Origin of the sequence: Saccharibacillus sp. O23 (genome assembly GCF_002205895.1) — a bacterium.
Classification (GTDB): Bacteria; Bacillota; Bacilli; order Paenibacillales; family Paenibacillaceae; genus Saccharibacillus.
On record NZ_NJDE01000034.1, the window covers coordinates 1 to 1768 of the forward strand.

General features: G+C 45.1%; 1 rRNA gene and 1 pseudogene. Both read right to left on the reverse strand.

Going from position 1 to position 1768, the window contains the following annotated elements:
* A pseudogene (locus CDO73_RS26110) lies at nt 1–633 on the reverse strand (hypothetical protein); the annotation flags it as partial.
* Between the two features lie 974 nt (nt 634–1607).
* Nucleotides 1608–1724 (reverse strand): 5S ribosomal RNA (gene rrf / locus CDO73_RS26115).
* Nucleotides 1725–1768 lie beyond the last annotated feature (44 nt).

Sequence of the window (1768 nt, forward strand, 5' to 3'; positions counted from 1 at the left end):
CGTCGGCGTCGGATCCGTTGGCGTTGTCGGATTCGTCGGCGTCGGATCTGTTGGCGTCGGGTTCGTCGTCACGGCTCCCGGCGTAAAAGCAATGCTCGGATTCCACAGCGTCTCGTCATCTTCCGTCGTGCCGTTCTTATTGACGACAAAGTAGATGGCGGTTCCGGCTTCTACAGGAATCGCTCCGACGTTCTGCGGCTTTTCTCCGGTTTTGGTCTTGATCAGCGAGCTCCACAATACCGTATTGTCTTTCTTGACGCTTGCCACGATACCGTCGCCTTTGTTTCCGCTTTTCTTCACGATCCCCGAGATTTCGATGGTCCCCGTTCCCGGCGCTACCCACTTGCGAACGGCATCGGCTGTATCGCTCGGATATTGCGAACTTGCGGCTACCCACGGGAACCCCTGATCATTGCTCCATTTGGTTTGCTTGCTGTAATAAGAAAGATCGGAATAAGCGGCGTCCGTTCCTTGTTGGTAGTACCATCCTTTTAGACCTTGTACCGTTTTGCTGAAGTCCGGAGAAGCTTTGAAAGTATTGTCTGCCGCGCTTGCTTGTCCGATCGAGCCGAGTCCGCTGCCGATTCCCAAAGAAATCGCTGCGATTGCCATGATGATTTTGTGTCTGTTCAAGGTGTATCCCTCCAAATGATGTAGAAGCCAAAGTCGGTAACGGGTCAACTGAAAATGAATCGGCATCCGGCTTCTTGTCCGCCCCTGGATTCAAAACCGGATTATTGCTGCATGTATCGCATGGAAGCGACATGCGCGAATGATGGATACGACCTGCTTTGACTGCATAACATAGAATAAATATACGTTTATATTCACTCGTTCTTGTTTATGCATCGAAGCGGTGTGCTGATATTATGTATATCGACAAGTATTTTCATGAGATTACATCTAGGCAGTTTATCGAATCGAAAGGCCTAAGAAATCAAAAAAGTCCCCTACTCGCCGCATATAAAAGTTCCTTGAAAGATCGGCAGCATCTATGTATTTTTGACTATAAAACAGCTTGATTCGACTTAAAAAATGCGAAAATCGGGCACTTATGCTTGCTTCAAAGAATCTCGTTCTCTCAGAGTACGAAAATCCGTTCGCTTATGCGCGGTATTGAAACAAGAAAGCTATCAAATTGTGAAAAAAAGTTCAATTATATCTTCAGTCTGATCTTAAAAAAGAAAAAACTTTAAAACTAGGAATAAGCTTATCGAAAATAGAGAGATTGTTCCTGTTCACATTTGCATATATATACAAATAATCCGGACAAATAACGCTGCTTATATTCAAAACGGCATAAGCTTGATACGAATAGGAAGATTCCCCGGGGCTTTTCTAAAGAAAAAGGATAATTCTTGGCTGTGCATAACTAATTCGGTGCAAGGCTTGATCGAGAAGAGAAAGTTGGGGATAAGAGAGAAGCTGCGTATAAACGGGGGTGAATTCTTAAAGTCTTACACAGTTTTTGTGGAGAAGATGTGAACAACATGTAAATTGCAAAGATTTCCACAGCTTAATTCGGATTGTCATCATCGTTATCTCAGAAAATGTGGACAACTAAAAAAGCCTTCTCCGTTATGCGCGGAAAAGGCTTTTTCTTTTGGGCTTGGCAGCTTCCTACTCTCCCAGGACCCTGCGGTCCAAGTACCATCGGCGTTAGAAGGCTTAACGGTCGTGTTCGAGATGGGAACGTGTGGAACCCTTCTGCTATCACTACCAAACCAAGGTTTACGAAGTAAACCGGTACAAGGTTTGCACCTTGAAA